This window comes from Streptomyces sp. MNU76, from assembly GCF_020982545.1.
Classification (GTDB): domain Bacteria; phylum Actinomycetota; class Actinomycetes; order Streptomycetales; family Streptomycetaceae; genus Streptomyces.
Window position 1 is genome coordinate 377,628 of record NZ_JAJKLK010000030.1, and the last position, 25,184, is coordinate 402,811.

Below are 25,184 nucleotides of genomic sequence, written 5' to 3' on the forward strand. Positions count from 1 at the left end.
CTGTCGCTCCCGTGTGGCGTGCCAGCGGCGGGCCTGCGCGCGTTCGTTGTCACCTCCGTCCGGACGAGCCGCGGGCGCTGGAGCAGCGGAACGGATTCTCGTACGAGCCCGCGGGGCCCGCTCCGGCCGACGAAATGAACCCTGAACTCCCGCATACGCCGCGCCGGGGCCGCGAGCGGAAAGGGGCCGCTCGCCGGCCACCCTGGGCGAGGTCGCGGTCGAGCCAGGCATGGCATGTACGGCCGCGGGCGTCGGGTCAGTGGATGAGCCTGTGGAAGAAGTAGACCGCGGCTGCGAAGGCTCCGCCCCCGGCGAGGCCGGCTCCGGCGAGGGTGCCGCCGTTGAGGACGGTCAGCGCGCCGGCGCCGATCCCGGTGAGCGCGCCGAACAGGAGTATGAGGGCGGCGCGTTGGTCGAGCAGCGGGTCACGGTCGTTGTTGCGCACATCGGCTCCGGGGAGGGGGAAGGAAGGCGGCAGCTCGGGTGCTGCCGGTCTGTTGCTGATGCTGTAGCCGGTGCACCCCCCGACACCCTCGCGTGATCCATGTCACAGAAGAAGTTCCCGGGGGAGACGAGGGGAGAAGTGCTGCGCGGCCCTATGAGGCGGGTGTGAGGCAAACCCAGGCAACCGACGAGCCGGCCGAAGCGCAAAGGAGTGCACATGTCTGACGAGGCAGCGGGCACTCCCCGGCACCCCGATTCGCCCCCGGCCTCTGGAGCTGAGCTGCTCCTGCTGGACGGCGAACTTGACCGGTTCGGACGGTTGCTGGAGCCGGGTGTCCCCAACGAGAGCGCGGCCGAGCGTGCTGCCCGCCGCGCCGGGGACGCCGAGGTGGTCGAGATCCTGCGCGGGCAGGGCTTCGCCGGCCCGCTGTTCGAGAAGTTCACCAGTCGGCTGATGGAGTACGCCTGGCCTGTCCTGCTCGACTGGACCGGTACCGGAGAGATCTTCCGTCAGGCTCGACGGGCGGGATGCCCTGTCCCCGCCCGCCTGATCATCCCGCAGTGGAGCCAGGACGACCGCTACGAGGTGGTGGCCGACTCCGTCCTGGACGGCTTGGACACCTTCCGTGGCAACGCCCTGGTGGGCGGCAGATGGAACCCCGCCAAAGGCGCCGCGCTGACGACCTACTACGTGGGCGCCTGCGTTTTCGCCTTCCGCAAGGTCTACGAGGCCTGGAGCAGGCAGTACACCGTGGCCCGGGCCACGCAGATCTGTACCGGGCTCGACGGCGACCCCGTCGTCGACCTTCCTGACCAGAGCGCCGCAGACCCCTGCCACACCGCGGTCGTCCACGACACCATCGATCGCGTCCTGCCGCTGCTGACCACCCCCGAACTGCGCGTGGCCGTCGCCTGGCGTGGGGCGGGCTGTACCCAGGAGGAAGCCGCCGAGCACGCGGGACTGAGCGTGAAGGCGCTGGAGGGCCGCCTGGCCCGCGTCCGCACCAAGGCCCGCGAGCAGCACAGTGAAGGGGGAACGCGATGACCGCCCAGACAGGAGGAGCCATGGATGCCCATCAGGTGGCCAACAGCCACGACGCCTTCGACACCCTGCTGGACGCCTCCAGCCTGGGAGCCCCCCGCGTGCAGGCGGTGCGCCGCCGCACGCCTGCGTCTGTCCGTGACCTACTCGCCTCCCGCCGCGCCCGCCCGGCCGCCGACGCCCAGGCGCGACCCGCACTACTGCCCGAGCGGGTCACGGAGGACGCTCCGCCCCCGTTGCCGCGGGCCGTGGAGGAACTGGAGCCTCCGCACGCACCACATGGCAACAGGTCATACAACCGCACGCAGATCAAAAGTTATTTCGGGGCGGCCAGTGAGCCTTTTTCTTCTGTACCTCATTCCATCCTGCAGGAGGATGGTCTGCATCAACTGAATTCCCTGGTGCGGGACTGTGTGGATTCAGCGGAAACGGCTGCTCGGGCAATTGTCCGCAAATTTCCGGGCTATTTGGAAGAAGTTCTCAAAGCTACTGAAGCACCGATGGAAACAAGGTTGTTTGGGCAGCTCTTCTTCCGGGGCCAGGACGGCAGCCGGATCGGGCGCTACGGTATGGGACTGAAAAGCTCGCTGCTTTCCTCATTTATTTGCGAGGTGTGGATTTCCGGGATTTCATCCGGAGGTCTTCTCGGTAACGGGCGTTCCGAGCACACATATGGGAACAGGCGCATGCGCGCAGGCTGGTCGCACGCATATCGCCACCACGTGCCTTCTCCGGTCTGGGCGTCACGGGACACCGATGCGGCACAACATGTCGCAGCCGCGGTCTTCAACGCAGTCCGGCCCGGCGATATTGGGCACTGGCTCGTCCTGGGGCCCTGTGCATCCGCCCCAAGCACTCACGGCATGAGCACGCAGGCAGGGCACCGGGCCTGCGCAACCAGGCATCTGCTCAACACGGTCACTACACAGCGGACACAACGAAGCGATCCGTGGTGTCCGCCAGAGAGGATCGATGCCGAAGCCGGGCTGCGCGACTGGCTGGCCGCCGTCGGGCTTTCTCGGGGCAGCCGAGGAAGCGGACGCAGCTTTCGAGGTCAGATGACCAACAGAGGGAACGGCAGTCACACCTGGCTGTGCTGCTCCCTCACCGTGTACGGGCCGGGAGTATCGACACGATCCCCCGCTGTACCGCAGACCACGTGGGAACAACTCGTGTACGGGCTCCTGGAGTGGTCGGCTCCTGTACCGCATGGCTGCCTGACAGCGCGCCATTTTTGGCGTGGCAGGGATGCTTTGTTGGAAGAGCGACAAACACCGGGAGCAACCGGCGCTGCCGCCAACCAGGTTGATGGGTTCGGTGGGCGCTGTCCCGCTCACCCGTACCGGCCACTGGGAAGAACGATGGTCAGCATGAACTCCCGGCCGGATGACCGCCTGCGTATCCCCGCGCTCGCTTCGGAATTCGTCATGGCCACGCGTGCGGCAGAACTTCTGTACACCGGCCTGAGCGAGACCTGCCGGGAACAGGTCATGCCGCTTTCCCTGGCACTGGACCTGCTGCCTCCCGCCGTTGGCGGCAGAGACTCGGCGAGCAGGGCCTGCCGCATCGAGGCGGCGCAGGAAGCGGCGACTGTATGGGAAACCGCCCGGCTGCTTCTCCGGGCAGAAAATTATCGGATTGCCGCCCCCATGGCTCTCACCAGCCACCGCAGCGATACATATGCCGTGTATGCGGCCTCGGAAGGGGCGGCTGGAGAGCAGACCGTATGGACGTTCAACCACGATCTGCTTGGCGCATGGCTGCGGCAGAACTCCTCGGACCCCAGTAACGCACGTGCGGGGGCGGTGGACAGACAATCCGGCGATCAGGTGGATGCCTGCATGGACACGCGCGTGAACACGGCCGCGGGCGAGGGGGTGCTGCAGTTGAAGCAGCCAGACCTGGCACGGCTCCCGGACAGCACGCGGGAGAACACCGACAACCAACACGAACTTCCCCGTATGCCGTCCACCCTCTTCACGGAATGGCTGAGCGATGCCCACCGACACTGATCTGGCTGCGGTACCCGCCGAGATCCCGCAGGACTCAAGACCCGGCCGGGCACACAGCTGCAAGGAGCCACGCGAACGGGTGTCCTCGGCCGCCGGGCGGGAATGAGACGGTGCGATACGCCTGGAGACGGTCCCTGCTGCCGGTAGCCGCCGACAGCACGCAGATCCGTGAGCGTTTCGAAGACAGGACGCACCGGACCCGTCTGCCCCACCTGGACGATATGCGGCACAGACCCGTCATCGTCGTTCTGGGGGAGCGGGGATGCGGCAAGTCCGTCGCGCTGGCCCAGGAGCACACCCGACTCCTCGAAGCCGGGCTGCCTGTTGCGTTCCTGGACCTCGGCAAGGACGTCTTCGACCTGGCGTCCGCCGCTGCGCGACTGCGCCAACACCTGCACGCCGGACTGGAGCAGGACGAGCGGTTCGTCCTGCTCGACGGCCTGGACGAGGGACTGAGCGACATCCCCGGCCTGGACAAGGCACTTCTGCATTTGATGCAGGAACTGAGCGAGGAAGAGCGCTGCGGCCTGAGGCTGCGGATCACGTGCCGCACCACCCGGTGGCCCGCCGTACTGGAGGAAGGCCTGTGCAGCCTGTGGCCCTCGGCAGGCCAGGTCGCGGTGGCGACACTCGCTCCGCTGACCCGCGCAGACCTGCGGACGGCAGCCGAGCAACACGGCCTGGACCCCACCGACTTCGTGACAGAGATAAGAAGCCGGAATCTGGAGGCCCTGACCGAGCAGCCAGTCACCCTCGTCCCCCTGATCGAGGCCCACGCGCACGGCGTCGCCTTGCCGGCCACCGTCTCAGATGCATACGCGCAGGCCTGCCGCACGCTGTGCACGGAGACCCGGGACGAAGGCTTCACCCGCCGCCAGGGCCGTCCCCCGGTGGACCATCTCCTCGCCATCGCCCGCTGGGCCGCAGCTGCCATGCAGTTCAGCCGCTGCCCAGCGCTGGTCGACGGACCGTGCACAGGGGAAGGCGAACTGGACCTGGACGCCCTGGCCGGTGCCGACGTCCCGGGCCCCGCACCCCAACTGCAGTGCCGCCGCCACGAACTTCTCTACCTGACGGAGTCCGGACTGCTGACCCCGGTGGGCCGGCGCCGCTGGGTCTTCGCCCACCGCAGCTTCCAGGAGTATCTGGCAGCGGAGTTCCTCAGTACCAGCCGGATCAGCGCCACGGTGCTCAAGGAACTGCTGTGGACGGGCAGCGGGCGGGCCCGCCACATCGTGCCGGCGCACGAGGAGATCGCAGCCCGGCTCGCGATTGCAGATCCCCAGCTCTTCGAGGACCTGCTGGCGCACGACCTGCCCGTTCTGCTCCTTTCCGACCTGCAGGCGCTCACAGCCCGGCACCGTGCCCGGGTGACACAGGCTCTCCTCGAAGGCGCGCCGGAAACAGACTTCGGCCGCATCCCCTGGAACAGCCTCGATGGCGTCGACCACCCCGGCCTCGCCGCACAGCTGCAGTCCTTCCTGACCCCTGACACCGACCCGGACCAACAGCACCTGGCACTGCGGATCGCCGCCACGTGCCGGCCCGAGGGCCTGACACAATCCCTCCTCACCGTCGCCGAGAACAGAGCCCAACCTGTACCCGTCCGAGCACTGGCCCTGCGCGCCCTGAACCCGGTGGACGACACGACAGCCGACCGCCTCCTGCTGCTGGCCGCCGATCCGCAGCCCCGCATTGCCGACGAGGCCCTCGCCCACCTGTGGCCGCACAGTCTGTCGATCACCGAGTACCTGGACCTGCTCCCGGACCCCCGTTCCCAGGCCGCCCACAGCCTCTTCGACTCAACGGCATCGTTGGCTCCCGAGCAGGTGGCGACCCTGCTCGACTGGTCCACCCGCACCCTCGTGGCCCGCGGATCCAAATCGGCCTGGGCCGCTGATCTAGCGATCCAGGCCATCGCCCACCTGGCTCGAACAGACCTCCCCGGCACAACGAATCTGCTTGAGAAACAAGCCGGCCAAGCGCTGGCGGCGCTGGCAGCCCACCACAAGCCCACGTTCAGGACCGGCATGCACGCGGCCTTCGGGAAAATCGACACCGCACTCGCTGCCGCCCCCGCCCTGCGCCGCCGCCTGGCCGGCCATCTACTGCACCACAGCACTCCCGAGGACATCCTGCGGTTTACCCGCGCCACACCGCGGCATGGTCTCTTCCCCGACGCTGATCTTCTGTACTGGCTCACCCGCTGGCCCGACCTGTCCGGCAAGGCCCGCACCGCAATCCGCCTGATTATCAGCAGCCGCCCCCGCCCCGACGACCCGCAACTGCGGAAAGCTGTCGAACGCGCCCGGCAGACGGACCAGGATCTGAGGCAGGCCACGGACTGGTGGAGCGCTCCCGACCCCCTGTGGCTGGTGCGCCGACGCGCTCACGAACGCTACGAACGACACCGCCTCACCTACAACGAGAACCAGTTCACCGCCGCGCTGGAAGCGGTGCACGGCGCCGGACCACAAACGGTGCGCCAAGCATGGAGCACCGCTATCGAACATCTGTACCGGACTGTGGACGGTACCCGCGTCACAGCACGATCCACCCTCGATGCAGTCGCGGCGGCACCATCGAACCCACCGAAGGGCAGTGCCCCGTTCCAGGCCCTGGTCACAGCTGCCCGCCATGTGCTGGTGACAGCCCCCGTAGTGACAGCACAGGACATCCCTGCCTGGAGAACGGGCTACCACCGGATACCCGAACTCGGCGCCCTGGGCTTCCTCCTCACGGCTACGCAAGACACCACCGTTCCGCAGGCAGACGCCGCCCGCTGGGCGGGCTGGGCCCTGGCCGCGTTGCTGGACCCCGGCGAAGACTCCGCGCTCCGGTACACCCTGTTGCAGCACTGCGCAGACCGGGCGGGTCCGGCATTCGTGACGGCTGTGAAGGACCGGCTGCACCACACGCTCCATCGGCTCGACGAACTCACCGAAACCCTGGCGTCCGCATCGCTGCATGAGGCCATGGACGCCGTGTACCACTGGGCCAGCACGCCGGGGCATCCCTCTGAGCCACAGGGCGACGCACTGAGCCTCCGCCAAGCTCGTTTCCGCAGTTCAGTGGGGCTGGTGTGATGCGTTGGTGAGGTCCTCACGCTGACAGGTGGCATGATCGTCGGGGCGAGATCATCCGCCCGCTCCGTCAGCGCTGTACTTCGCTGTTCGCCAGGACGAGCAGGGCCCGCAGGAGCGTGGTGGCCTGCCGGGTGTCGGTGCGGAGCTTGGTCAGGATCCGCCAGTTCTTGAGGTTCGCGAAGCCGTGTTCGTTGGCGGCGCGTTCGCGGCTGACCAGGCGGTTCGCTTCCTTCTCGGCGGCGGTCAGCTTGTGGTTGCGGGTGGCCTTGCGGCCGGTGATGATCACCGGGTCGTCGTCGGGTTTGTCGTCGAGGCCGACGAAGCCGAGGTCGGCCAGGGCGCCGAGGCCGGCTTCCCGCAGGTGTTCGGTGATCTTGTTGTGGCGGGCGGTGGTGATCTCGCTGGACCGGCCGGGCTTGGCTGCGGAGATCCAGATCAGGTTGCCCTTCTCGTCGGTCAGTGCGAGAAACAGCAGGCCATGGGCCTTGTGCTTGCCCGAGTAGTTCTTCCGGTCGTCCTTCCCAGTGCGGCGGTGGGTGCGGATCAGGGTGCCGTCGAGGAGGACCACGACCCGCCGCTGCGGGCGATCTTCTTCAGCGCGCGGTCCAGGCGTGGGGCGCGGGCGGCCAGCAGCTTGACGACTTCCTTCACCCAGCGGCGGACGGTGGACTCCCCGACACCGTTGCCGCCGGCCATGTCGGCCAGGCGCTGGTCGTGACGCAGGACGGCGAGCACGATGACGGCCTGCTTACCGGGTTCGGCCTTGCGCCAGACAGAGCGCATCCGGTTGCGGCGCCGGCGTATCAGGCCGGCGACGAGATCGATGGTCCGCTTCGACAGCGGGAGGCGGACCTGGTAGACAACATCCTGAGCGCCCTCGGCGGGCTGGTTTTTCGTCACACATCAACCAACTCCCGCCGGGGGCCCTCGCGTTACGGCCGGAATCGGCCCGTCCGGCCGCCAACACCGCTGGTCAGCATGGCCGGTAGCGGCCCGATGCGGTGCGGACGAGCCAGCCCCGGTCGGAGAGTTTGCGCAGCTGACCCCGGACCGGCTCGATCTTCCCCGGCGTCGTCTCCCGGCCCAGTCCGACGGCAACGTCCTTGGCCATCACCGGACCGTCCGACCCGGCCACGATCTCCATGATCCGACGGTATTCCGAGGTCAGGGCCTGAAGCCCCATCCCCTCGACACGATCGGGGACCACCCGCATCCCGCCCGCACCCGGGCCCACCGTCACAGCGACCGGCTCCGGCTCCGGCTCCGGCGACACGATGCCCGACGGCCGCCGTCCACCGTCGGTGGCCTCGGCCCACTGCCCGAACACCACCTCGGCGGCCTCCAACCGGGCCACCTCCAGCTCGAGTTCGCCCAGCTCCTTACGCAGGAGCTCAGCACGTTTCGCCAGCTCAAGCCGCCGCCCGATCGTCCACGTCAGCACGTCTGTCATGAACATCCCTCCCGACGCGGAACCTACGCGGCAGCCCCGAACCTCACGCCAGAACCCGCGAGAACGCCCGCGCCGGACGATCTCGTGCTAACGATCACGCCACCTGTCAGCGTGAGGACCTCACCGCGCATCACACCAGCCCCACTGAACTGCGGAAACGAACTTGGCGGAGTCTCACTGGACGTCCTGGCCCGGCGAGGCCACCTCCAGGCTCAGGCGCACCTGGCAGATGTCGTCTCGGCCGGACCGCACTCAGGACCCGAACGCAGGAGACGATGGATCAGAGCAGTAGTGATCCTCATGTCCTGCGACGGCCTGACCGATGTTTGGCCCACAGCGAGCCAGCACCTCACGGACCATGCCTTGTTCACCGAGCTGACCGACCGGATGATGAAACACCCCGAGTACAGGAGAGGCTGGCCCGAGGCGGTCGCCGGCCTGAGCGAATCCGCTCTCGCAGATCTCTACGCCTGCCTGATGCGACGCCCAGAACTCCAGCGCCCACGCCCCCGACGAGAACCCGGCAACCTCTACAAGGCCACGACCGACGACACCCTGCACGACCTCGCCGATGCCCTGCTCCGTCTGCTGGTGAACAAGGAAACCACCGCCGCGGCCGATGAACTGCACCAGCTCTCCCGCACAACCCACCGCGACCCCGGCCGCCTCACGAAGCTGGCTTGGCGCACCGCACGCCACGCCGCACGTCGGACACTCAAACCCCTGCCGGCACATCAACTGCGACAGCTGGCAGACGACCGCAGCCTGCGCGTCCCCACCAACGAATCTCACCTGCTCGATGTCGTCATGGAGGCACTCGACCGCGTCCAAGAAGCCCTCTCCGGCCCCAACGGCCTGGCCATCCTGCTGTGGAACCGCAGAGGACATGCCGCGGGCAGCCCCATGTGGCCCATGTGGGAGGAAGATTTCAGCGACCTCGTCATGGGCCTGCTCAAGATCCACCTCAGCACGCGGCGCGTCGTCATCAACCGGGAGGTCCAAGTCGACCGCCCAGGGGCGGGAGGAGGACGTACGGACATCCACATCCAGGCGGCGACGGACGCCAAGGATCTCGAACCCTTCACTGTGGTCATCGAATGCAAGGGATGCTGGAACCCCGGCCTGGACACTGCTCTGGCCGACCAGTTGGTGGCCCGTTACCTGCGCCGCCCGAGAACCGCAGGCATCTTCCTGGTCGGCTTCTTCGACTGCGCCCTGTGGGACGACCGCCATCGGCCACGATGCACCCCGGGCCACACCAAGCAGCTGATCGAGCAGTGCCAGCACGCGCTGGCGACCCAGTGCAATGCCACGGTCCGGGCCAAAGTCCTCGACTGCAGGCCTTCAGGAATGCAGACCGGCTAAGGGCCGCGTGCGTCGATGATGCGGTCGTCGGCCGACTTCACACCCCGAATAGTGGGATGAGCTGACGTATCGTCAAGTTGGTTCGCCAGTACGCCGCGACCAGCAGCGCCCGCTCTTCCAGGACAGGCTCAACGTCGCCCGCTGCGGACCGTGTCCGCGCCAGCGCGCAGGGCAGGACGATCATCAACTTGGCGGACTGGCACGGCTTCAGCCCTGTGAACGGGGGCTATCCAAGGACGACTCCGACGCCGTGATCACACCAGCCACACCGCTTAGCTGGGTACAGGCGGCGTGCCCAGGGGCCGCCACCACCCGAAGTGTTCGCTTTACCGGCGCCAGTCAGCGGTCTTGTAGACCCCTGGACGGGGAACAGGCCAGCTCACTTCTATGCACGGCGCGCGCGGCCTCCATTGATGTGATCGATCTGTTCGAGGAGAACGGCATTCAGCTGTGCACGCGCGGCCCTGACCCGCTCCAGGGCTTCCAGAAGCTCGCGACGTACCGGGACTTCTTGCCGGGCAGGGCTCCGGAGGACTTCGGCACGCACTTCGCGGGTCGCCTCTCGCAACCGGCCCAGGAGCTGGGACAGGGCGGCGGAGGCCGTTGACATGGGCCTCTTCCGGACGGCCGGGGGAGCCTGGATCAAAGGGATGCCGTGAGGTGGCGTGTCCTGCGATTCGAGCCAAAGCCCACTGTGAGCGAGAGCGTGCCCGGCCTCGGTGGCCTCTGCGCGGGGCGTGTCCGGAACGCCCCAGGGCCCGCCGGTCGGCGGGCGGGCCCTACACACACGCGGTCGGCGTCAGTCGTCGTAGCCGGGCGACCCGCCCAGCTCCCAGGTCTTGTCGCCGTCCCCGTCGTTGTTGATGTTGTAGATGATCTTTCCGTCGGCGGTCCACTTGCCTCCGCCGCTGTTCGTCGAGTCCGTGTTCAGGTCGCATTCGCCCGAGATGATGGTGGGTATGTCGCTGGGCTTGAAGGAATCCGCCTCGATCCAGTTGATGCCGCTCCTGAACTCGCAGCTCTCGTACCTCATGAGGGCATCGCTGCGCTCCAGCCTGAGGCCCAGCAGGAACTTGTCCATCTCGCCGACGACGTAGTTGCCCCCGCCGCTCCAGCTCCCCATCGCGTACGCGTGGTACTTGCCGGTGCTGCTGTTCAGCGACACACACAACTTGATCTTGAAAGTGACGTTGGAACCCGGGGTGTCGAACGTCTTGCTCTGGTAGTCGCTGTTGCACTTGTCCGGAACGGCCGCCACCGCCGGAGCCACCCCGAACGTCGTCGCGCAGGCCAGCGCGACCCCGCCGGTCAGCGCCGTGGCGCCTGCCCTCTTCAGCCAAGCCATGAGTTCCTCCTGGTTGTGGTGTTCGCTGTCGTGCCGGTCCGTCCCGTTCACCGGCCGGCCCGCCAAGAGTTGCGGAGCCGGCTTCCGGCGACCTTGCGGGAACCTGGAATCAGGAGGCCCGCGGCCTGAGGGCCCCTCGTGCCCCCGCCCAGTGCCTCCCCATGCCCCATGGGGCATGGCCTATGCCATACGAGAACTTCACTGCTGCGTTCTCCACGGCCACCACCCGCGCGCCGCGGGGGTTGAGATGCCCGGTGAACCGTTTGATCGTGCCGCCCTTGCCGGCGGCGTCCCTGCCCTCGAACACGACGACGAGCCGACGCCCGGTCTGCTTGATCCAGCCCCGCAGCTTCAGCAGCTCAATCTGCTGGAGGCGCTTGTGCAGGTCGTACTCCCCGCGCTCCATGCGCTGGTCACGGTTAGTCCTCCCGCCAGGCGCCCACGGGAGTACCGTCCGGCCGGATCAGGACCGGGTCGTCGGCGTCGGCGTAGTCGACCCGCATCCCCGACAGCGGTTCGGTCATGTCGGCCTCCTCGTTCAGAGACCTTGATCGAAGCAAGCGGGTTCGAACGGCGGGCGAAGGGCGGGTGTTCAGCCGCGGCTAGTCCTTGTCCGACCACCAGCGGGCGCCGGCCTTCGACTTCACGTCGCCGATGTCCGCGCACCAGGTGACGCGCTTGCCGGTGTCCGAGGCGCCCGTGGTGGTGCGCGCGCAGGCGCGGATCACGCGGTTCTTGACGGTACCGCCGGAGTGTTTGTACCACTTGGAGTAGATCTTCTGGCCCTTCTTCGTGGCCTTGACGTTGCCGCAGGCGCCCTTCCAGTTGTTGCCCTCGTCGTGGCTGATGTCGACCCACACCTCGTCGCCCTTGCGTACCTTTCCGCTGAGCATTGCCGCGGAGTTGTCGGTGATCTTCCCTGTCGAGAGGATCAGTTCGCGGCCGTACTTCTTGGTTTTGCCGTCGTTGTACCTGTCGTCGCCCTTGCCCTTGTGGCTGCGGATCGTGGGCTTGTCCAGCTGGTTGTAGTCGCACTTGCCGCCCTGCGCCATCGTGCCGATCTCGGTGGCCGCGGCCGTTCCGCCGGCCAGTGTGGCGGTGAGCATGGTGGCCATGGCCGTGACCGTCAGTGTGCGTCGGACTCGTGACATGTGGTTCGTCCCCGTTCTCTGTCTCGTTCTGTTTCTCGTTCGTTCCGTGTCGGACGTTGGTCTGTGCCGACGAGATCAACTGTGCTGTTCCGTTTGGGCCGTGGGCCAGTGATCTCGCGTCTCAACTCGCCATGGGACGTGGGCCACGCCGTTGACCTGGTGCGTTGCAGACGGTTTGGGACGGGCATGGAATGCTGGGCGGAAGTCGGAGCAAGGTGTCACGGGGGTAGAGGCCTTGGACGGGACGCGGGAAGTCAAGGAGTTGGCCGCCGTTCTGGCGGAGCTGAAGAGGCGCAGCGGCCTCAGCTACCAGGAGTTGGGGCGGCGGGTCTTCACCAGCAGTTCCACCCTTCACCGGTACTGCAGCGGCAAGGGGGTGCCGGGCGACTACGACCTCGTCGTCCGTATCGCCAAGGAGTGCGGAGCCGACGCGGACGAACTGAACACGCTGCTGCGACGCTGGCGGGCCGCGACCGGGCAGGAACCGGAACGAGGGGCGGGGCGGGAATCAGGGCAGAGGCCGGCGCCGGCGCCCGTTCGGCGGCGTCCCCTGGGCACGAGGTTCGTCCTGGCCGCCGTCATGGCACTGGTCGTCCTCTGCACCGCCGTCGCGAGCGCCCCGTACGAGGCGACGACGACCGTGCCGACGCCGGCCGGGGCGACAAGCTGGGCGCAGGCGCCGAAGCCCGTCGATCCGGAACTGTTCGGCGTGACGATGAACAGCTCCAGCGGGGCCATGCCGTCCTTCCAGACCGGCGCGCTGCGGCTGTGGGACAGCGAGACCCGCTGGGCCCAGGTGGAACCCGTACGCGGGGAGTACGACTGGTCCACGCTCGACCGGCTCCTCGACGGTGCCGAACAGGAGGGCCTGCCCACGTTGTTCGTCTTCGGCGGTACGCCCGCCTGGGCCGCCCCGGAGGCCCGGAAGGCCGCGTATCCGGACGGTTCGCGAGCGGCGCCGCCGGACGACCTGGACGACTGGGACGCCTTCGTGCGTGCTCTCGTAGGGCATGCGGGTGCCCGTATCGACGCATACGAGCTGTGGGTCATGGCGAACCATGAGCACCACTACAACGGCAGCGTCGCGACACTCGTGGAGATGACCCGGCGGGCGAGCCGCATCATCCGGGAGGCCGACGCGGACGCGACCGTGGTGTGCCCCTCGATCACCGAGCTGTGGACGGCCGAGGCACACGAGTACCTGCTGCGGTTCGCCGAGTCGGGCGGCTACCAGTACTGTGACGCGGCGGGGATCAAGCTGTACCAGCGTCAGGTCACCGACCCGCCGGAGACCATGCTGGAGGCGGTGCGTGATGTCGATCGGACGTTCCAGCGGGCGGGGTACCACCTGCCGCTGTGGAGCACCGGCACCACGCAGACCGTGACGCTGAACGATCCGCTGCAGGACGACACGGCGGCCGACTACGCGGTCCGCTTCTATCTGACGGGCCTGTACGCCCGGCACCGGGGCCTGGCCCGCATGTACTTCTACGCATGGGGCAACGGCAAGATCCCCCTCGTCCTCCAGGCCGAGGGCCAACCACCCACCAAGGCAGGCCTGTTCGTCGCCCGCCTCCAGCATTGGCTGGCCCACGCGGACGTCCGCTCCTGCGGCCACGGCCTCCAGATTGCCCTGCCCGAGAACGTCTGGCAGTGCGAGTTCCTCATGCCCGACGAGCACGGCACCCTCCGCAAGGCCCGCATCCGCTGGACCCACACGGGCACAGCTGACACCTCCGTCGGCACCGGCGCCCGCAGTGTCGAGTACCTCGACAGCACCGCCCGCGAGGTCGACGACCGCGAAACGGAACACATCACGGAACGACCGATACTGATCCGGTACGACTGACCGAGCCCGAGAGTGCCCCTCATCCCTCAGGTCGGAACGGCCGCCGCAGCCACGAGTCGAGCGCGACGTAGTCGCCGTCGGTGAGACCGAGGCGGGGGTCGACGCGATGGAGCAGGGCCAGGTCCCGATGGTGGACGGCGACCCAGGCCCGGTCCCGGTCGGTGACCTCGTCGTCACCCATACGAACGGCCGCCCCGCCGCCCACGCGACGAGGGTGCGGGTCTTCCAGTGCGGTCCGCCGCGTACGTCCTGATTGTCCGGCAAGCTGCCGCAATGCCGTCAGAAACAGCACCAGGTCAGCTTTTCGTACACGGCAGTTGGCGTTCACCCGGGAAGGGGTCTACCGCTACCCGGCCGCAGCTTCGGGAGCGCCACCGTTGGATCGCCGAGGAGTACAAGACTCTGCCGGTCGAGTGCGGCTACCCGCAGCCGAGTCAGCGTAGGGCCGACGTTGCCATCGCCTGCCGCCAGTTTCTCGTGCAGCTTTGCCCACTGGGCGTGCAGTTCTCCAACGTCGGTCCTGTACTCGGAAAGCGCGAAGCCCAGCGGTTCGCCAGCGTACAAGTGAGAGGACAGCGCGGCAGCGATCCGTGTTCCCAGTATCTGGCCGGTCCCGGGAACGGTGAGCGTCCAACTGAACGTGGGCTCCACATGGCCCAGGACCGCCCGCACGGGGTGTGCCCGGCCGAGCAGCTCCACAGCGGCTGGGGCCACCATCGTTCCCAGGTTTGCTACGGCCGATACGGTGCCCAGCGCGTAACTGCCCGCCGGAAGCAGACCGGTGTACAGACTCTCGCCGCTGGCGCCGGCGGAGCAGCACGCTTGTGCGTACCAGATGCAGCCGGTCGGCATGCGACTGCACAATTCGGTCAGCGGCAGGTCGGCATGGGACACGTCGACGGGCAGCCCCAGCGCGGCCCGCATGGCCGCAGGATTATCCAACGGCCAGGTCTGGCCATGGCTGGAGGTCACGACCAGTCCGGGGGCGGTGTCCTGGAGTGTCTGGAGCAGTGCGGCTCCCGTTGCCTCATTGCCGACGAGGTGCCGGAACTGAGTGAGCGGCGGAGGGGTGAGCATCTGGGCCAGGGGCTGGGCGATGGCCGTCTTCATCAGGGTGGTGATGTCGGGAGGGCTGTGCACGACGGTCCAACTCAGGGCACGGTCCACTGCGGTGGCGGCGCCCTGCCAGCCGGAGAGCAGCGCCTTGATGTAGTTGGCCAGTGCGTCTCCGGACAGCGGGATCCGTCCGACCGCATGCCGGGTGCTCAGCGCGTACTGGACGTTCCAGGGAATCACCTCAGGGCCGCCGATGATCACCAGGTACTTCGGCAGGCACTTGCGCCGCACGCCGAAGTCGCTGAGGCCGACCGTCGGTTCCTCCGGCTTGTCATGGGGGTAGTAGCGGCGTAGGAAGCGGCCTTCCAGTAGCGGACGCCAGCGCAGTACTACGGTTCCGGGGCGGGCGGCCAGCAGTTGCTGGACGGGGCCCGGTGCATCCACACCGGCCGCCTTTTCTGCGTCCGAGAGCCGGGTGTCCTCCGGCTCCGGCAGCACAACGCCGTACCCCACGTCCGGTGCACTCCACTCACGCATGTCGGCAGGCGCTTCGAAGGGGAGTGGTCTCTGGCGGTGCGGGATGCCCTCCGTCCGGGCACCCCAGTATTCAGCATCCTGACCGAGAGCCGTTCGCGGTGCTTCCTCGCCAGTCCAGGCGTTGATCTGGATTTCCTCGGGCAGGACATCCGGCACCGTGCTCACGGTGCAGGCACCCCCAATCGGATGCGTAGTGCTTGGATCTCCTCCTGGGCTCTGCCGAGCAGTACGGGGTCAAATGCCTGCGGGTCGAAGCTGGCCACGTAGCCCTCCCAGAACTCCAGCCGCCCACGCAGCTCGGAGAACTCGACGGCGGACAGGTCCTCCGAGTCAGGGAAGATCCGCAGAGCATCGCTTTGCACGTAGAGCACAGGATCCGACCAGCCGTCGGTGTTCGTCGGGTTCGATCGGGCCATCGCTTTGCGGGGATTGGTGAAGACAGTGGCCCAGTCGACCTCTCGCTCACGGATGTGGGGGGAGTGGGCCGTCACCGCCGCCCGGACGGCGGCGAACACTTCGGGATACAGCGCGGCGCAGAAGCGGTCGGCGTCATCCAGATCCACCTGTCTGCGCATGCCTGCGACGGCCGGCATCCCCTCGTTGGCCAGGTCATGGGCCAGTGCATGCGTCTGTGAGACCTGCGCGGACTGGCAGGCGCTCAGCACTACCAGCCAGGGTGTGCACGATTTCAGGGCCGCGATCAGCTGGGACAGCGTCAGATGCACGTTGCCGACCTCGCCACGCCGTTCCTGCGGCTCTCGGCTCCTGGCCGCATTGAAGTCGGCGAGAGTGGCGAAGGCCAGCCTTCTCTCCCCCCCCGATGGCACCCCCATGACACAGCATATGCAGGATGTCCGGGTGAGCGTCGGTGATCTTCTGAGCCAGCTCCCCATCGGTGCCCGGCAGGAACTCTGCTGTCACGAGCCCGGGCAGGCCGGCGGCTGCGACGGTGTCCAGTACGTCGCTGTCACCACTGATGATGTGCAAGTGGACGCCGATGTGAGCGGCGTTGGGAGATCGGATCGCCGCCAGCAGCGTCTCGGCCTGCGGCACCGCGGAGTACCCTGCCGCTGCGAGTACTGCGACCAGCCGCAGGGGAGGGGAGAAGCCCCTGGGGCTGACTTTGCGACGGCGTGCGGCGATCCGCACAATCGGCCAACGCGCATCAAGGGCAACGAACTTTCGCTCTTGGTCGAACAGTTCCTCCCAGGGCAACTGGTCCGCACGGGAAGAGACCATCCGGAAGTACAGAGGCATCGGCGGTGAGACGGCCGGCTGCATCAGCGCGGCCTCCAGCCCCATCTTCACCGGAGGATGCAAGCCGAGGCGGTCTCGCAGCTCCGTGCCGCGCTGCATGATGGAGCCCTCTATGTCGGAGACATCGGTGGGTGCATTGCAGCCCATGTTCGGGATGTCAGTCGGGGCATCCTCAAGCTTGAGCACGACCTGGTCTTCGGGGGGAATCCCGACCGGTTCGAAAGCCAGCACAACGCGAGTCATGGCCGCTCCAGTCGTTCGTTGGTGAGCGCGCGCAACTCGCGCAGGGCCTGCGCGGCGCCACGATCGTATGCCTGCTTCACCTCCGACGTTTCGCCGGGCACGGCTGCGGCCTCCATCAGCTCAGCCGTTTTCGCCTCCATGAAACGCTCAGTCCTGGTCAGCCAGGGGGCCAGCGGTTCCCTCAGCCTTACACGACGTCGTTGCCGAACTCCTGCCTCGCCGGCCTCGAAGACAAGAGGCAGAATCTCCTGGCTGGTGTGCGAGGCACCGACCGGAGCCCGCCCGAACAGCCAAGCCTGGCCTGACTGCTCGGGATCGGGCCAACTCTCCGGCAGCCGGCTCTCGGCGAGCTGGGGCTGGACGTACACGAAGAGAGACCCGTCAGGCGGGACCGGCGGCACATCCCCCCACACCAGGGACGCCTGCGCCTCCGACAAGCCCCAAGCCCCCGGGTCCTCCCATACACTGCTGTACAGCGTGGGCCCCGAGCGTCGCCGGCCCAGACCGTCGGCGAGCAGGCGAGTGGCGACGTCGTATGCATCGTCCGGCGGCGATCCCAGGGACAGCACGGACGCGCCGATGCCGTCTGCCAGCCGTTTGATGTCGTCACCGCTCAGGCCTACCCAGCGCTCCCGCTCTACCAATGCGCCCGGGTCCGGGCTGACCATGAGCATCGGACGTCCCCCTTCGACCACCCCATTGGCGAGGACGTGCACTGCACCTACATTCCATGCGGCTAGTTCGGCAGCGATCCAGTCGGCCCATACCAGGCCAGGGCCCATGGGGAACAGCCGGGTGCCCTCACGCCCCAGACCACGCAACCGAGTCCTCGTGAGAGCTGAACCGCCCCGGTTCGAATGGAGACTCGATTCCGTGTAAGGATCAGAGTCATGGCACGTCCCTCCTCCTATCCCCCTGAGCTGCGCAAGCGCGCGGTGCGCATGGTCGCCGAGGTCCGCGGTGACTACCCGACCGAGTCCGCCGCGATCAACGCGGTGATGGCGAAGCTCGGCATCGGCTCGCGCGAGACGTTGCGCAAGTGGGTCCGCCAGGACCAGATCGATTCCGGGACCCTGCCGGGGACGACGAGCGAGGAGTCCGCGCAGATCAAGGCGATGAAGAAGGAGATCGCCGAACTCAAGCGCGCGAACGAGATCTTGAAGGCCGCGGCGAGTTTCTTCGCGGCCGAGCTCGACCGGCCACTTCCTCGCTCGTAACGTTCATCGACGAGCACCGGGACCGCTTCGGCGGCGTCGAGCCGATCTGCCGCGTACTGACCCAGCACAGCTGCAAGATCGCCCCCTCCACCTACTACGCCTGCAAGAAACGCCTCGAAAGCCCCTCTCCGCGAGCGGTGCGAGACGAGGAACTCAAGGAGCTGATCCAGGAGGTCTACCAGTCCAACTACCGGGTCTACGGCGCCAGGAAGGTCTGGCGACAGCTCAACCGCCAGGGCCACGAGGTGGCCCGCTGCACGATCGAGCGCCTCATGCGCGAGCTCGGCATCGCCGGCGCCGTCCGCGGCAAGAAGGTCATCACCACCATGCCGGATCCGGCCGCCGCCCGGGCCCCGGACCTGCTCGACCGCGAGTTCGTCGCCCCGGCTCCGAACCGCACCTGGGTCGCCGACTTCACACACGTCGCGGCCTGGGCGGGCGTCGTCTATGTCGCGTTCGTCGTGGACACCTTCTCGCGTCGCATTGTCGGCTGGTCCGCGTCGTTGTCGAAGGAGACCCAACTCGTCCTGGACGCCCTGGACATGGGGCTGTGGCAGCGCGACCGCGACGGCCGTCCGCCGGCCCCTGGCGAGTTGGTCCACCACTCCGACGCCGGGTCGCAATACACCTCATTTCGCCTCGCCGAACACCTCGACGCGGCCCGCATCGCGGCCTCAATCGGCTCGGTCGGCGACGCGTACGACAACGCGCTCATGGAGTCGACGATCGGTCTGTTCAAGACCGAGGTCATCAAACCGCAGCGGCCGTGGAAGACGCTCTCGCACGTCGAGCTCGCCACCGCCGAGTGGGTCGACTGGTACAACCACCGCCGGCTCCACGGTGAGATAGGGCACATTCCGCCCGTCGAATACGAAGCCAACTACTACCGAGCAACCACGAAAACCCAGCTCACAGCCACCAACTGAGATCTCCACCGAACCCGGGGCGGTTCAAGCAGCGCGCTCCTGGTGAATGGAAGCGGCCCGCCGGGGATCGTGGACCACTCCCGGAACTTCTGCCTCCTCGGGGCTCGGCGCGAGAGCCTCGAACGTGGGCAGATCAGGGAAGAAGTGTTGGACAATGTAAGGGCGTTGTCGCGCAAACCGCGCGCCGAAACTGCGAATCCACTCGGCCGCCCAGGACGCGTGCGGCCCGGCATTTACGACGATGGCCATGCTCTGCCACGGTCCCGAGTCTGCAGGCGCCGGAAGTTGGTCCGGTACCCGCAGCAGCGTCCGCCCAATTCTGCGAATGAGCTTCTCCTCCCAGGGCACCGCCCCCAGCTGTCCGTACGGGGGCACGAGACGCAGCCACAGCGCCGACCAGTCGAAGGGGAACGTGCCGAGCGTTTCGGAGACTGCGCTGGCCAGACTGTCCGGGACCCGCAGTTCGCGAGAGAGACCAGTGCCCTCCGGCAGTCCGAAGTCCTGCGGGCCAAAATGCCCATGCCAGAGGCTTCTTGGCTCCCTTCCACGCGTATATGTGACCAGCTCGGTGTAGACGTCAGGTTCCCGCGGTGCGAGATCCAGACCCACTCGAAGCACCATTGGCCCGAACTGGTCCGAGGGACCGGAGCGGTGAGGCAGATCTTTTGAGGTCATGGCGGCTCCTTGTTCTGGGGCCGGCCGGAGTCAGTCGGGCCGCGTCAGGCAGTGCAGTGCCCACCATGTGACCGGGCTGCTGATGGCGCCGTGGCTGGGGATGGCGGGCTCGTTGCCGATGCTGAGGCTGCCGTCGACGGCGATTACTCGGGCGCCGTTGGCGAGGTCGTAGCGGTCCTGCGGCGAGAGCGCATCCTGCCGCGCTGTCCGTCCCTGCCGGTTGTCGCTCGGACCGTAACCGCCCAGAGCCCCGTACAGGTCGGGGTTTCCGACAGCGGCGATGTCCGGCTCGCCGAGGTGGCTGCCGCGCATCGCGAGATGGAAGAAGTTGTGCAGGGGGCCGTCATGTTTCGACAGTGTCGTGAGCACCGGCCGCTCGACCAGTTCCGGCACGGCGTGGTAGCCCCCTTTCCGGCCGGTGCCAGCGACGTCGGAAGCGAAGCACCAGCGGTTCACGGCCGGTTGAAGCAGCAGCATCGAATGGGCCTTGCGGGGCGGCGCCGCGGTCGCCAGTGCCGACAGCAGCACCCGGGCACCGAAGGAGTGGCCGATCAGATGCAGTCGAGGTCCGTCCTTGCTCAGAATGTGCCCCACCAACGGGCCTACACCGTGGGCACCGATATCCCCGGCGCGGGCCTTCATCTTCCACACCGTCGCAGCCCGCAGCAGGTTGCGTGGATCGAGGGAGAAGCCTCCGGCCATGCCGACGGCCTCGTCGTCGACCTCCTGGACCAGCCCGATCTCATTGCTGGAGTCGTCGTCGAAGGTCTCGTCCCCTCCGTCCAGCTGCGCCCAGACGTCAAGGAATTCCGAGGCGTTCGGCCGGCGTGAGCCGCCGTCGTCGGCGTCTTCACCACGCAGAAACTGCAGAGCCAGGTCGGCCAGCTGCAGCGCGTCGTCACGTCCCAGGGCGGTCCGGCCGTCGATGTGCTCGACGAACGCTGCACGCACAGGGGCAGGCAGCGACTCGGTGAGTAGCTGCAGCATTTCCTCCACCTCGGCGGCTTCCCTGCCATCGGGTGATGGTGCCGCTGCGATGGCCGGGCCTGCTTCCCACGGGAAGACGAAGCTGGTCGATGGCCAGATGACACCGATCAAGAGTGGCTTGTAGCCCGGTGGTTTGGGAACGCCGTACGTTTGCCCTTGCCCGGCGTATCCGGTGATGAAGCTGCGATAGCGGTCCAGCGCCGTCTGGAAGACGTTATTCCAGCCGTGCGAGAAGAGGAAGACATCGCTGGAGGTAGCGAGTGCCCTCTTGACCTTTTTCTCCGTCTCCACGCTGAGCAGCGTGCCGTCGCTGTCATAGCGGAGAAGGAAGAGATCGGCTGTGGCACCCCCGGCGAGCGCGACCGTCTGGGCATTGGTCATGGGAATACTCCCTTGACGCAGGTTCACGCTGTTGCAGCGCCCGTAGTTCCATGCTTCACCCGGACCACGGTGAGGGCAAATTGAGGTAACTCCCTTTCCTCAGGCTCAGCCTGTGCGTGCGCCCCGGTTGTCGCCCCTGTACGTGCAGTGGTCCGACCGCACGGAAGTGATCGAGGTCCTTCGCTGGATGTGGGACGCGTCTGGTGAGTGTGGGCCCGGGCGCGTGGTCCGTCCTGTCCTCGAGTACCGCAGGGCGCCTGGAGCGTCACGCGATCAGCGCCGTACGACCCACCGCGCTGCTTTTGTCAGGACAGCGGCAGGCACGAGCTGGCGCCGACGGCGCCGCGGGCGAGTCGCTGCGCGATGCTTGGTGTCCCTCGAGGTTGTGCGACTTCCGCAGGCATCGGTCAGTTTCGGTAGGCGTCGTCGATGGCTCCGGCGTTGATCAGCGCGATGCGTAGTGCTTCACGCTCGGGGGTGTTCCCGGCGGGGGCGTTTGCGTAGAGGGCGGCTGCGTGGCGGATGGTGGCGGTGCGGCGGTGGCTGTCGGCGGGCCCGTGGTCGAGGGTGGCGGCGGCGATGAGCTGGGCAGCGCCAGACGTGGGGGTGCGGGCGGCGCGTTCGGCGACGTGGTCGGCGTCTTCCTGGTCGGGTTGTTGGGTGATGGTTGCGGCGGTGAGCCCCAGCCAGGTGTCCTCATCGAGGCTGTCGGCGAAGGCGAAGTGCCCCGCCCCGTGCAGCGCGGCAGCCGGGAGGCCGGCATCGAGGGCGGCGCGCCAGATGGCGGCGGCCCGCCCGGCCACCGTGCTGCTTTCGGCGCGGGCGGTATAGGTGGCGAGCCGGGACAGCATCACCGAGACTGCCTCGCTGCCGCCCGTGCGGCCTGCGAGCTGGGTGAGGAACTCACCGGCGTCACCGAGGGGCTCGGCCTCGTCCAAGAGGGCGAGGAAGACCCGGTCGAGGGCTCCTTCGGCGTGTGGTGCGCACAGGGCCTGCCACAGGCCGGCACGGTCCAACCGGGCCAGCAGGACAGGGTCGGGCCGGCCGTGGGTGAGCCAGATACGCGCGGGACGCCAGGCCTCATCCAGGGCCAGCAGCGTGTCGGCGTGGTCGGTGACCCAGCCAGGGTCGTAGTGGTGGAGCTGGCCGAGGCCGAAGCCGATGACAGCCAGGGCCTGGTCGTCCGGCTCGGCGCCCAACAGCTCCTCCAAGACAGCCGTCAACGGCTCGGGCAGCCCCTCGTCGGTGCGCACGGCGTACTGGATGCCCCAGGCGGTCAACGACAGCAGGGCGCTGCCGCCGGACGCCGCCGTGGCCGTTCCCAGCGGGAAGGAGGTGTCCAGACGGGGCGTGCTCCAGCCGTTGATGAGCGTGCGCAGCCAGGCCACAGCATCCGCCTCGACCGTTTCCACGGAGGCGCCGGTGTTCCAGAGCCGGTGCAGGAGGTTGGAGATGACCAGCTGCAGCCGCGCCGCCTGCGGCACGCCATCCTCCCCCGGCCGTACGGCGAAGGCGGCCTCGGCGAGGGGTCCCAGCCGGTCGGGGCTGAGGTGGCCGCTGGTCGCGGCGTGGTGGAGGGCGTTGAAGTAGGCGGCCTGCAGCGCCGGGCGTGCGGCGGCCGCCGCGATCGCAGTCGGCTCGGCGGCCCAGGCATCCGGGTCCTGGGCGACGAGCTCGCCGAGCAGCCCGGCACGCGCACCCTCCCCGCCATCCTCATCATCGTCGTCCCCCGGCACGGGAGCAGCGGCGAGCTCGGCGACGGCTGCCACCACCCCGTCGGCCTGGGCGCGCGCGGCGAAGGCTTCCAGGGACAGCCCGCCAAAGGACTCCACCCAGCTGGTGATCTTCACGACGGGCTCGGGCCGCTCGGCGGGTGGCCCGTATTTCTCCTCCAGCAGGTCCAGGACCGGCTGCCAGGGCGCGCGCACGGCCTCGGGCAGCACGGGGGACAGGCCCCGCACGATGCGCCACCGGGCGGGCACGGGCCCGGGAAAGGCATCGGCCCACGCCCCCATCTCCTCTGCGGTGGGCGGTGCGCCCAGGCCCTCGGTGAGCGCCTCCTCCAGCTCGGTCCGCAGCTCTTGGGGGCAGTGGACGTCCAGGAGGGCGAGGAAGTCGGCGAGGTCCGCGCTCGGCCACGTCCCGCCGCCGACCTCCCGCGCGGCGCCGAGCGCAGCCTGCCACCATCCGGCCGCGGCCTCGGGACGCTCGCTGTCCAGGGGCCAGGACTCGGCCAGATGCACCGCCACCAGCCGCCCCCGGTACGCGTCCTGCGCCAGCTTGCCGTGCACGCCCCGCAGCCGCTGCGCGACCGGCACGCCCAGCCGTGCCTCGGCCAGGGCGAGATCGAGCACGGCCCGCATCAGCGTCACCACGATCGCATGCGGCGGGTCAGCCAACGTGACCTCACCGAGATCGTTGACGATCTCGGCCTGAAAGCGCGCGTCCTCGTCGCCAAGATAGTCGGCCAGCACGCCGGCGAGCGCAAAGCGGATGATCACGCCGAGCCGGTCCCCACCGGTGCGCAGCCGCCCCCCGGGGTGGGCGGTATCCACCAGCGTCCGCAGCAGCAGCCCGCTCTCCCACGACTCATGCGTCGTGAACTCCCTCGCCCGCAGGATGCCTTCGAGTACAGCGACCCACGCCCCGGTGCGCTCGGCGACGGGAATGTCCACCGTCCAGTACGCGGCCCGCAGCACGACGAACCGCTCCGGCTGTTCCCGCACCAGTCTCGTCAGCAGCGGGCACGCCGCCATGCCCGCCTCGCTCACCACGGCGACCGACTGCGACAGCGCACCCGGCCCCTGCGCACGGATCGGCTCCAGGTGCTCCTTCACCCAGGCACACACCCGCTCCGGCTCATCGGCCAGCAACCGCCGCAGATACGGCGCGGCCGGCCAGCGCCCTTCCTCCGGAAGCAGCCGGTACAGCGGCAGCAGCTCAAGCCAGCGCGTACTCTCCGCGGCACGGAAGAAGTACACCCCCGCCCGCGGGTCGGTCATCCGCGCAACCTCGACAGCATCCTGCTCTACCGGCACCTCCAACCGGGCCAGCTCCCGCAACCGGTCCGCCCGCTCCGGCAAACCCAAAAACAGCTGCTCCATGGCGGCCGTGACGTCATCGAACTGCCGGCGCGCCTCATCAGCGCCACTGCTGGACCCATGCAGCACACCCGAGGCAGTGCTGTAAAAAGCACTCCAACTACGGGCCGCCTCCGTCTCGGCCAGCCCCATCTCCTGCCGGGTCTGCTCGGCCACCAAGTGCCCGATCTGCCGAGTGCGGAACCCGCCACGCTCCGCCTGCTCGGCACGCAGCTCCTCGACCGCACCCACGAGGACGTCCATCTCCCCGTCACCCACCCCCCTGATGCCGCCGGGCATCAGCCACCGCCCCAGCCGCCTCGGTGACCGCCCTAGCGGCACTACGCAACCCAGGGAAATCCTCACCCGCGATATGCAGGACGCTGTCCAGCGCACCCCGCAGACACGACTGAGCCACCTCATACGGCGCCCGGAACTCCGCAGACCAGTTCAGAACATGGGCGGCATCCAGTAACAGTCCCAACGCCCGCTGCCCGTGCCTGCCTTGAGCCTGCAGCGCCGACACAAGCTCCGAACGCACCCCGCACACAGCTGACGACGGCTCAGCCTGCTCACCGTCAGAAAGAGGATCGGACACCAGCCCACCGTAACCGCTCAGTTAACCCACAACGCCCCCAGCCGCGACAGCGGCAGGCCCAGCCACCGGCACCACACCCATACACCGCCCACCCGTGACACCCCGACCGCAAGACACACGCTCAGGCCACCGCAGCCCAGAACATCTAACACCCCCTCAAGCCAATGACGAGCAGGCCACGTTCGACAACCCACCCAGCACAAGCCCACTCACCCCACACACCCGCGGGCCACCAGTCCCGCCGACACTAACCCCAGTCATGCCACCCGGCATGACACCACACTCCACCAACAGTCCGTCAACAACCGGAACAGCGCTCCGGCAAAAACCAACCAAAACCCAAGAAAGAGCCGCGCCAGCCTCAAGCAAAACAAAACAAAATTTTGCCGCCAGGCAAAACAGAAACAAAATCCACTAACAACCCAGAATTTTCCGCCAGGAAAATTCACAACAAACCAAGGGCCGCGCCAGCTTCCGGCATAA

At 67.9% G+C, this 25,184-nt stretch carries 21 protein-coding genes and 3 pseudogenes; 7 read left to right on the forward strand and 17 right to left on the reverse strand.

Annotated features, from left to right (window positions below; genetic code table 11):
- Positions 1-256: 256 nt before the first annotated feature.
- Positions 257-445, reverse strand: a complete 189-nt coding sequence (locus tag E4N62_RS45395) for a hypothetical protein (protein WP_230224186.1) — start codon at positions 443-445, stop codon at positions 257-259.
- 216 nt (positions 446-661) lie between these two features.
- Between E4N62_RS45395 and E4N62_RS45400 the strand changes: the two genes are divergently transcribed.
- The 3 genes from E4N62_RS45400 (at position 662) to E4N62_RS45410 (ending at position 6,584) form a co-directional block, all read left to right on the forward strand.
- A complete protein-coding gene (locus E4N62_RS45400; protein WP_230224188.1) occupies positions 662-1,489 on the forward strand; it encodes a hypothetical protein in 828 nt (275 codons plus the stop codon).
- Between the two features lie 20 nt (positions 1,490-1,509).
- The gene (locus E4N62_RS45405; RefSeq protein WP_230224190.1) at positions 1,510-3,498 is read left to right on the forward strand and encodes a hypothetical protein; all 1,989 of its coding nucleotides are present in this window, start codon (positions 1,510-1,512) and stop codon (positions 3,496-3,498) included.
- Positions 3,499-3,719: 221 nt separating this feature from the next.
- A complete protein-coding gene (locus tag E4N62_RS45410) occupies positions 3,720-6,584 on the forward strand; it encodes an NACHT domain-containing NTPase (RefSeq protein ID WP_230224193.1) in 2,865 nt (954 codons plus the stop codon).
- Positions 6,585-6,651: 67 nt separating this feature from the next.
- Here E4N62_RS45410 and E4N62_RS45415 read toward each other — a convergent pair whose 3' ends face one another.
- The 3 genes from E4N62_RS45415 to E4N62_RS45425 form a co-directional block, all read right to left on the reverse strand.
- Positions 6,652-7,152 carry a transposase family protein gene (locus E4N62_RS45415; protein WP_230223970.1) on the reverse strand — a complete coding sequence of 167 codons (501 nt, stop codon included), beginning with the start codon at positions 7,150-7,152 and terminating at the stop codon, positions 6,652-6,654.
- Positions 7,128-7,484, reverse strand: coding sequence for a transposase family protein (locus E4N62_RS45420; protein WP_230223968.1), 357 nt, complete (start codon positions 7,482-7,484; stop codon positions 7,128-7,130). The genes E4N62_RS45415 and E4N62_RS45420 overlap by 25 nt, the downstream gene beginning before the upstream one ends.
- 73 nt (positions 7,485-7,557) lie before the next feature.
- A complete protein-coding gene (locus E4N62_RS45425; RefSeq protein WP_230224052.1) occupies positions 7,558-8,034 on the reverse strand; it encodes a hypothetical protein in 477 nt (158 codons plus the stop codon).
- 363 nt (positions 8,035-8,397) lie between these two features.
- On the opposite strand from E4N62_RS45425, the gene E4N62_RS45430 reads away from it, so the two are divergent.
- The gene (locus tag E4N62_RS45430) at positions 8,398-9,399 is read left to right on the forward strand and encodes a hypothetical protein (protein WP_230224194.1); all 1,002 of its coding nucleotides are present in this window, start codon (positions 8,398-8,400) and stop codon (positions 9,397-9,399) included.
- On the opposite strand, the pseudogene E4N62_RS45435 reads toward E4N62_RS45430, so the two are convergent.
- A pseudogene (locus E4N62_RS45435) lies at positions 9,399-9,666 on the reverse strand (IS5/IS1182 family transposase); the annotation flags it as partial. The gene E4N62_RS45430 and the pseudogene E4N62_RS45435 sit on opposite strands and share 1 nt — an antisense overlap.
- A gap of 148 nt (positions 9,667-9,814) precedes the next feature.
- Here E4N62_RS45435 and E4N62_RS45440 point away from each other — a divergent pair.
- The gene (locus E4N62_RS45440; RefSeq protein ID WP_230224196.1) at positions 9,815-10,006 is read left to right on the forward strand and encodes a hypothetical protein; all 192 of its coding nucleotides are present in this window, start codon (positions 9,815-9,817) and stop codon (positions 10,004-10,006) included.
- Between the two features lie 192 nt (positions 10,007-10,198).
- Here the strand turns inward: E4N62_RS45440 and E4N62_RS45445 are convergent, their stop codons facing one another.
- From E4N62_RS45445 to E4N62_RS45455, 3 genes and pseudogenes are all read right to left on the reverse strand, one after another.
- Positions 10,199-10,744, reverse strand: a complete 546-nt coding sequence (locus E4N62_RS45445; RefSeq protein WP_230224198.1) for a hypothetical protein — start codon at positions 10,742-10,744, stop codon at positions 10,199-10,201.
- A 211-nt stretch (positions 10,745-10,955) separates the two neighbouring features.
- Positions 10,956-11,268, reverse strand: a pseudogene (locus E4N62_RS45450) (polyphosphate kinase 2); the annotation flags it as partial.
- Positions 11,269-11,346: 78 nt separating this feature from the next.
- The gene (locus E4N62_RS45455; protein ID WP_230224199.1) at positions 11,347-11,859 is read right to left on the reverse strand and encodes a hypothetical protein; all 513 of its coding nucleotides are present in this window, start codon (positions 11,857-11,859) and stop codon (positions 11,347-11,349) included.
- A 298-nt stretch (positions 11,860-12,157) separates the two neighbouring features.
- Between E4N62_RS45455 and E4N62_RS45460 the strand changes: the two genes are divergently transcribed.
- A complete protein-coding gene (locus tag E4N62_RS45460; protein WP_230224200.1) occupies positions 12,158-13,744 on the forward strand; it encodes a helix-turn-helix domain-containing protein in 1,587 nt (528 codons plus the stop codon).
- A 19-nt stretch (positions 13,745-13,763) separates the two neighbouring features.
- Here the strand turns inward: E4N62_RS45460 and E4N62_RS45465 are convergent.
- The 5 genes and pseudogenes from E4N62_RS45465 to E4N62_RS45485 form a co-directional block, all read right to left on the reverse strand.
- Positions 13,764-13,993: pseudogene (locus tag E4N62_RS45465) on the reverse strand (hypothetical protein); the annotation flags it as partial.
- A 75-nt stretch (positions 13,994-14,068) separates the two neighbouring features.
- Positions 14,069-15,502 (reverse strand): hypothetical protein, encoded by a 1,434-nt coding sequence (locus tag E4N62_RS45470; protein ID WP_230224201.1) that lies wholly within the window; start codon positions 15,500-15,502, stop codon positions 14,069-14,071.
- The gene (locus E4N62_RS45475; RefSeq protein WP_230224202.1) at positions 15,499-16,062 is read right to left on the reverse strand and encodes a CHAT domain-containing protein; all 564 of its coding nucleotides are present in this window, start codon (positions 16,060-16,062) and stop codon (positions 15,499-15,501) included. Before E4N62_RS45475 ends, E4N62_RS45470 begins: the two co-directional genes overlap by 4 nt.
- On the reverse strand, positions 15,947-16,837 hold the full coding sequence (locus E4N62_RS45480; RefSeq protein WP_230224248.1) for a hypothetical protein: 891 nt from the start codon (positions 16,835-16,837) through the stop codon (positions 15,947-15,949). The genes E4N62_RS45475 and E4N62_RS45480 overlap by 116 nt, the downstream gene beginning before the upstream one ends.
- On the reverse strand, positions 16,834-17,511 hold the full coding sequence (locus E4N62_RS45485) for a hypothetical protein (protein WP_230224203.1): 678 nt from the start codon (positions 17,509-17,511) through the stop codon (positions 16,834-16,836). The genes E4N62_RS45480 and E4N62_RS45485 overlap by 4 nt, the downstream gene beginning before the upstream one ends.
- 216 nt (positions 17,512-17,727) lie before the next feature.
- On the opposite strand from E4N62_RS45485, the gene E4N62_RS45490 reads away from it, so the two are divergent.
- Positions 17,728-18,980, forward strand: a protein-coding gene (locus tag E4N62_RS45490; protein WP_230213881.1) for an IS3 family transposase whose coding sequence is annotated in 2 segments (ribosomal slippage) — positions 17,728-18,010 and positions 18,010-18,980 — 1,254 coding nt in all. Because the reading frame shifts where the segments join, the coding sequence is not laid out codon by codon here.
- A gap of 24 nt (positions 18,981-19,004) precedes the next feature.
- Here E4N62_RS45490 and E4N62_RS45495 read toward each other — a convergent pair.
- From E4N62_RS45495 to E4N62_RS45510, 4 genes are all read right to left on the reverse strand, one after another.
- The gene (locus E4N62_RS45495; protein WP_230224205.1) at positions 19,005-19,655 is read right to left on the reverse strand and encodes a hypothetical protein; all 651 of its coding nucleotides are present in this window, start codon (positions 19,653-19,655) and stop codon (positions 19,005-19,007) included.
- 30 nt (positions 19,656-19,685) lie between these two features.
- Positions 19,686-21,023, reverse strand: coding sequence for a hypothetical protein (locus E4N62_RS45500; protein ID WP_230224207.1), 1,338 nt, complete (start codon positions 21,021-21,023; stop codon positions 19,686-19,688).
- Positions 21,024-21,430: 407 nt separating this feature from the next.
- A complete protein-coding gene (locus tag E4N62_RS45505) occupies positions 21,431-24,382 on the reverse strand; it encodes a hypothetical protein (RefSeq protein WP_230224209.1) in 2,952 nt (983 codons plus the stop codon).
- A gap of 576 nt (positions 24,383-24,958) precedes the next feature.
- Positions 24,959-25,184 (reverse strand): hypothetical protein (locus E4N62_RS45510; protein ID WP_230224211.1); only part of this gene is annotated, 226 nt, incomplete at its 5' end.